7 protein-coding genes are annotated in these 6,185 nt (G+C 53.9%); 3 read left to right on the top strand and 4 right to left on the bottom strand.

Annotated elements, in window-relative coordinates:
- Positions 1–70 precede the first annotated feature (70 nt).
- Both prpF and prpD read left to right on the top strand, forming a co-directional pair.
- Positions 71–1,270, top strand: coding sequence for a 2-methylaconitate cis-trans isomerase PrpF (prpF, locus tag KUC_RS10790; RefSeq protein WP_007113232.1), 1,200 nt, complete (start codon positions 71–73; stop codon positions 1,268–1,270).
- A 38-nt stretch (positions 1,271–1,308) separates the two neighbouring features.
- Positions 1,309–2,793 (top strand): 2-methylcitrate dehydratase, encoded by a 1,485-nt coding sequence (gene prpD, locus KUC_RS10785; RefSeq protein ID WP_007113231.1) that lies wholly within the window; start codon positions 1,309–1,311, stop codon positions 2,791–2,793.
- 67 nt (positions 2,794–2,860) lie between these two features.
- On the opposite strand, the gene KUC_RS10780 is transcribed toward prpD, so the two are convergent.
- Complete coding sequence (locus tag KUC_RS10780; RefSeq protein ID WP_040480671.1) at positions 2,861–3,142, bottom strand: ComEA family DNA-binding protein; 282 nt, start codon at positions 3,140–3,142, stop codon at positions 2,861–2,863.
- 270 nt (positions 3,143–3,412) lie between these two features.
- On the opposite strand from KUC_RS10780, the gene pyrF reads away from it, so the two are divergent.
- Positions 3,413–4,114, top strand: coding sequence for an orotidine-5'-phosphate decarboxylase (gene pyrF / locus KUC_RS10775; protein WP_007113229.1), 702 nt, complete (start codon positions 3,413–3,415; stop codon positions 4,112–4,114).
- A gap of 20 nt (positions 4,115–4,134) precedes the next feature.
- Here pyrF and lapB read toward each other — a convergent pair whose 3' ends face one another.
- The 3 genes from lapB to KUC_RS10760 form a co-directional block, all read right to left on the bottom strand.
- Positions 4,135–5,340: a lipopolysaccharide assembly protein LapB gene (gene lapB, locus KUC_RS10770; protein WP_007113228.1), complete on the bottom strand. Its 1,206-nt coding sequence runs from the start codon at positions 5,338–5,340 to the stop codon at positions 4,135–4,137.
- A complete protein-coding gene (locus KUC_RS10765) occupies positions 5,341–5,646 on the bottom strand; it encodes a LapA family protein (protein ID WP_007113227.1) in 306 nt (101 codons plus the stop codon).
- A gap of 98 nt (positions 5,647–5,744) precedes the next feature.
- Positions 5,745–6,041, bottom strand: a complete 297-nt coding sequence (locus KUC_RS10760; RefSeq protein WP_007113226.1) for an integration host factor subunit beta — start codon at positions 6,039–6,041, stop codon at positions 5,745–5,747.
- Positions 6,042–6,185 lie beyond the last annotated feature (144 nt).

Here is a 6,185-nt window from a genome sequence, read left to right as displayed (position 1 = left end):
TCGAACCTAGCTTTTCGAACCTAGCTTTTCGAACCAGGCTTAGAGCGCCGGGTTATTTTTAGGAGTGGTAATGATGAGCGAATCAGTTCAAAACAAAAGTGTGCCGCAAATAAAAATCCCAGCCACCTATATGCGCGGCGGCACCAGTAAAGGTGTGTTTTTTAAACTCCATGACCTACCCGAAGCGGCCCAGCAGCCGGGCGTGGCGCGGGATCAGTTGCTACTGCGTGTAATCGGCAGCCCCGACCCCTACGAAAAACAGATCGATGGTATGGGGGGCGCCACTTCAAGCACTAGCAAGACGGTGATCCTGTCCAGAAGTGAGTCAGCCGAACACGATGTGGATTACCTGTTTGGTCAGGTCTCCATCGATAAGCCCTATGTGGATTGGAGCGGCAATTGCGGCAACCTCTCCGCGGCGGTCGGCCCTTTTGCGATTACCAATGGTCTTGTTAATCCTGAACGCATTCCTGAAAACGGCGTGGCCGAGGTTCGCGTTTGGCAGGTAAATATTCAGAAAACCATCGTATCGCGGGTGCCTATCGTCAATGGTGAAGTGCAGGAAACCGGCAATTTTGAGCTGGATGGTGTGACCTTTCCTGCCGCTGAAATTCCTGTAGCCTTTATGGATCCGGCTGACGGCGAGGGTGCTATTTTCCCCACCGGCAATCTAATCGATGAGCTTGATGTGCCGGGGGTGGGCACGCTGAAAGCCACCCTGATTAATGCAGGCATTCCCACCGTGTTTATTAACGCCGCCGACATTGGCTATACCGGAGCCGAGCTGCAGGACGTTATCAATGGCGACAGCAAAGCGCTGGCGATGTTTGAAACTATTCGTGCCCATGGCGCTGTGCGTATGGGACTGATCAGTGACGTGAGTGAAGCCGCCAACCGCCAGCACACGCCCAAAGTAGCTTTCGTAGGGCCCCCGTCGGATTACGTTTCATCGAGCGGTAAAAATGTGCAGGCGGCTGATATCGATCTGCTGGTGCGAGCACTCTCTATGGGTAAATTACACCACGCCATGATGGGCACCGCCGCAGTGGCCATTGCTGCCGCAGCGGCCATTGAAGGCACATTAGTGAACCTGGCCGCCGGTGGCCGTAAACGCAACGAGATTATCTTTGGACATCCTTCCGGCAGCCTGCGGGTGGGTGCTGAAGCAAACCTGGTGGAAGGGCGTTGGCATATCGAGCAGGCGGTGATGAGCCGCAGTGCTCGGGTGTTGATGGAGGGGGTAGTTCGCATACCCGGCGACAGCTTTTAGGCCATACTGAATGGACTGGCACAAGCGAGGAGAACACTATGAGCGCCACATCTGAAACTAATGAGCGGCCTGATTACGACCCAGAGCTAAAGGCTATTGCCGACTACGTACTCGATTATCAGGTGGCGTCTCAAGAGGCATTGGAAACCGCCCGCTACTGTCTAATGGACACGCTTGGCTGTGGGCTGTTGGCGCTACGTTTTCCTGAATGCACTAAGCATCTTGGGCCAATAGTGGAAGGCACGGTAGTGCCATTTGGGGCGCGAGTGCCAGGAACCTCGCTTCGCCTTGACCCAGTTAAGGCGGCGTGGGATATCGGCTGTATCATCCGCTGGTTGGATTATAACGACACATGGCTTGCCGCTGAGTGGGGCCACCCCTCCGATAATCTTGGCGCGATACTCGCCGTTGCTGACCATCTTTCCCAGCAGCAGGTCGCTCAAGGCGAAGCGCCGCTGGTGATGCGCGATGTGCTCAACGCCATGATCATGGCCCATGAAATTCAGGGCGTGCTCGCGCTAGAGAATAGCTTCAACCGAGTTGGCCTCGATCACGTGGTACTAGTGAAAGTTGCGTCTACGGCGGTGGCCGCTAAGCTGTTGGGCGCCAACCGTGAGCAGTTGCTCTCGGCGCTCTCCCACGCTTGGGTGGATGGCCAGAGTCTTCGCACCTATCGCCATGCGCCCAACGCCGGTTCGCGAAAAAGCTGGGCCGCAGGAGACGCCACCTCACGAGGCGTGCGCTTAGCGGATATCGCCCGGAGAGGGGAAATGGGTATTCCCAGCGCGCTGTCGGCGCCCCAATGGGGCTTCTACGATGTGCTGTTCAGTCATGCCAATAAAGATTTGAGCCTGAAGCCGGAAGCTGACCGCCGCCTACGCTTTCAGCGTGAGTTTGGCAGCTACGTGATGGAGAACATTTTGTTTAAGATCTCCTTCCCCGCTGAATTTCACGCCCAAACGGCTTGCGAAGCTGCCGTGACACTACATCCGCAGGTGAAAGACCGCTTAGCCGAGATTGATAAGATCGTACTCACCACCCACGATTCGGCTATTCGGATTATTTCCAAAACCGGCGCGCTCGCCAATCCGGCGGATCGCGACCACTGCCTGCAATACATGACCGCGGTGCCGCTTATCTTTGGTGCGCTTACCGCCGAGCACTACGAAGACCATTTTCATGCGGATCATCCGCTGATAGATGAGCTGCGTGACAAGATGGTGGTAGAGGAGAATGCTGAGTATTCAAAGGCTTACCACGACCCAGAGAAGCGCTCTATCGCAAATGCGGTGCAGGTGTTTTTCAACGATGGGAGTACGACTGATCAAGTCGCAGTGGAGTACCCAGTAGGCCATCGACGTCGTCGGGAAGAGGGGATGCCGCTATTAGTCGATAAGTTTGAGCGCCATTTGGCGACACGCTTTCCAGCAAGTCGTTGCCAAACCATTGCTCAACTATGCAGTCAGCAGGCAACGCTTGAAGCGTTGCCTGTACATAAATTTATGGATCTGTGGATGATGTGAAGCGGGCTATAACAATGCCCGGCGCTTATGCTTACCGGGGTATTGTGATGCTTAACGAGTATGCGCTCTATTCAAAGGTCACTTGATCACGCATGCGTTCGACGGTGGCAGGGCCAATACCGCTGACGCGCTCAAGATCTGCAGTGCTTTCAAAGGCACCATTGGTTTCGCGCTCTTCAATGATCGCGTCGGCTCGGCTTGGGCCAATGCCAGGTAGTTCGGCCAGCAGTTCAGCGTCGGCGCTATTGACGTTAATCGGGGCTACCTCTTGGGCCAGCACGCTACTAGAAAGTCCTAAGCTAATGCTAAACAGTAGTGCGGCCAACATTCCTTTAAGTGTCATGTTCATTTTCAATGATCCTTTTAATAACGTTGGGTTGCTTTGGTTGCACATGCGGCGTTGCGTATAGTTTTCTATCAGTGCCCGAGTTATTGATGAGCAAGATAAACGCCGCTGCACTGTTAACTTAGCTTTATTTAGAGAGTGTTTATGTCAGCGATATATGACAGCAGTTGTAAGATTTTAGCTATGAACATATGGCAAATGGCTTACATACTGAGGGCGCGAGGAGTGGGGAGAGGCTGATATAATGAACTAAAACGTACTTGGAGCAACGTTGTGGCCACCGATTCCCCGATTATTATTGCCCTTGATTACCCTTCGTTAGACGCTGCGCTCTGTATGGCTGATCAGTTGGATCCCGCCCGATGTCGTGTGAAAGTAGGTAAAGAGCTGTTTACCCGCAGCGGCCCCGCGGTACTTGAGGCACTGCATGGGCGTGGGTTTGAAGTGTTTCTGGATCTTAAATTTCACGATATTCCCAATACCGTAGCTAGCGCGGTGCAGGCAGCGGCGGAACAGGGTGTGTGGATGGTCAACGTACATGCCAGCGGCGGGCGCCGGATGATGGAGGCAGCTGTGCAACGTTTGGATCAACACGCCCTAACGACCCATTTAATCGCCGTTACCGTATTGACCAGTATGCAGGCCGAGGACTTGGCAGAGTTAGGCATCAATGCCCCACTGGCCGAGCACGTAGAGCACCTAGCGCTGCTGGCGAAGCAAAGTGGTTTGCAAGGGGTAGTCTGCTCGGCCCAGGAGTCAGCGCGGATTAAAACACTATGCGGTGAGTCGTTCTTAAAAGTGACCCCCGGTATTCGGCCAAGCTTTGCAGTCGCTAATGACCAACAGCGCACGATGAGCCCCAGCGAGGCTATTGCGGCGGGAAGTAGCCATCTGGTAATCGGTCGCCCCGTTACTCAGGCTGACGACCCTATGGTAGCGCTGGAGGCGATTGAAGAGGAATTAGGGGCTCGCTGAACACCTGTGCTTCGCGAAAACTATTCGCCCTCTACGCCAATTATCGGCTTAATAGTGCCCCAGAAACGGCAGCTGGGGCACTGCCACTGTAGCGCGTCACTGGCAAAGCCACAGCGTTGGCAGCGATGTCTAGTACGATTAAGCAGCAGCGCATCGGTATGATGCTTTAATAGCAGCAGGCGCGTATCAGGGGAAGGTTTTCCGCTAAGCCGCTGGCTTTCAATATACAGATCGATCAAATAATCCAGCCCGCCTAAGCTCGGCACTGCGCGCAGGCGTTCGCCGATCAACTCAATCGCTTTATCGACACCGTCACGCTGATGAACGAGCTGCCCTAATGCAATAATGGTACTGGTGTAAGGCGCTTGCTCAAGCAGTTGATAGAGATGAGCTTCGTAACCCGCTTCATCATTGTTGCGCAAATAGGCGTGCTTGAGGGCAGGCAGCATGGTGGGAATATGCACTATCTCTTGCCCAGGGATATTGTCTAATCGCTCAATAGCGCGAGCATAGTGCCCGTTGTCCATCTCTAATTCGGCCAGCAGCAGGGTTGCGCGAACGCAGTTTTCATCCAGTTGCAGGGCTTTTTTGAGATGCTTTTTAGCCAGTGGTCGGCTGGCTTCGCTTATCTCTTCCAGCGCCAACTCACACAGCCAGTGGGCAGCGGGGCGACGCATCTTTGGGTACTGTTTAAGCAGCGGCTGGATCACCTCGAAGGCTTGCTGCCACGCTTTTTCGCGTTCTAATAGATCAATGAGCAGCTGTTTGGCTGCATAGCGATGATCATCATCACCGCTATGTTCCAGCAGTGTATTGAGTAGCCGCTGGGCGCGATCATGAACACCGAGGGCCATAAAGTCCCGGGCAAGCTCTAGCTGGATCTGTTCGTTGGTATGCTGTGAAAGAGAGGGCCGTGCTAGCAGATTTTGGTGAATGCTGACCGCTTTATCGGCCTCGCCGCGGACGCGAAACAGTTTGCCGAGGGCGATATGGGTGTGAACCGTGTCACTGTTGACCGCAAGCACGTTAATAAAGGTATTGATCGCTTCGTCGGGCTGCTCATCAAGCAGGTAGTTAAGCCCGACGAAGTAGTCCCGGGAGAGCGCCTGCGATGAGGTCGCGGGCGGTTGGGAGCGATGTCGGCGGCGTCCGGCTTGGCGATAACCTAACCCGTAACCAATGGCAATGGCGACCAACAGTACGCTTAGCAGCGCGACATCCAGCATTTATGCCAGTTCCTTAAACTCCTGGGTGCGTAGGCTATCAAGCTCTTTACGCTGCTGCTTATTCTGCCGCTGGCTGCGGGCCAGGGTTGCCTTTAATCGCACGTAGACGCCTAGCATGGCGAGCATGCCCAGTAAGACGCCAAACACCAATGTCGCGAGTAGCCAAACAGAGAGCGATACCGCTGGTAGCTCCAGCCAAATAAGGTTTAAGGCAATGGTTTGCTGATTATTAACGGCAAACAGAATGCCTACCAGCACCACTATCAGCAAAATAACGGCTAAAATCAGCCCTTTGATCCAACGCATTTGAGTTTCCTAGTCTGTGACGTTCACGGTAACCCTATTGTGTACGACTCAAGCCGCGACGTCATCTCGCAGAAGGTCGGATAACGTAATAGCGGCGTTTAGTAGCCGAGTGCTCGACTAGCGTCTACCTGCTCCCGTAGCTCCTTACCGGGCTTAAAGTGCGGCACATACTTGCCTTCCAGATCAACTGCATCGCCTGTTTTCGGATTGCGCCCTACCCGCGGCTCCCGGTAGTGCAGTGAAAAACTGCCGAAACCACGGATCTCAACGCGACCACCGCTAGAAAGAGAATCCGTCATGTCGTCCAGGATAATACGCACCGCCGTTTCAACATCTTTGGCGGACAACTCCGGCTGACGCATCGCAATTTGTTCGATTAATTCAGATTTAGTCATCGGTTGGCTCCCTGCGAACATTGAAGGCCGTGACGCGCTCTCGACCTCGCTAACATCAAATTCAGCATACTGCGCAATTCAGTATAAAACAATTCAGATAAAACAAGGTTCTAGACTCATTAACAGCATAGGCGATGGAGGGCG

The sequence above is a fragment of the Vreelandella boliviensis LC1 genome, from assembly GCF_000236035.1.
GTDB classification, from domain to species: Bacteria; Pseudomonadota; Gammaproteobacteria; order Pseudomonadales; family Halomonadaceae; genus Vreelandella; species Vreelandella boliviensis.
Note: the sequence above shows the minus strand (reverse complement) of the source record. Positions and strands in the feature narration are given on the sequence as shown.

Coding starts and splice junctions, on each gene's coding strand:
- prpF (WP_007113232.1), top strand. CDS start 71: ATGATGAGCGAATCAGTTCAAAACAAAAGTGTGCCGCAAATAAAAATC.
- KUC_RS10780 (WP_040480671.1), bottom strand. CDS start 3,142: ATGAACATGACACTTAAAGGAATGTTGGCCGCACTACTGTTTAGCATT.
- prpD (WP_007113231.1), top strand. CDS start 1,309: ATGAGCGCCACATCTGAAACTAATGAGCGGCCTGATTACGACCCAGAG.
- lapB (WP_007113228.1), bottom strand. CDS start 5,340: ATGCTGGATGTCGCGCTGCTAAGCGTACTGTTGGTCGCCATTGCCATT.
- KUC_RS10760 (WP_007113226.1), bottom strand. CDS start 6,041: ATGACTAAATCTGAATTAATCGAACAAATTGCGATGCGTCAGCCGGAG.
- KUC_RS10765 (WP_007113227.1), bottom strand. CDS start 5,646: ATGCGTTGGATCAAAGGGCTGATTTTAGCCGTTATTTTGCTGATAGTG.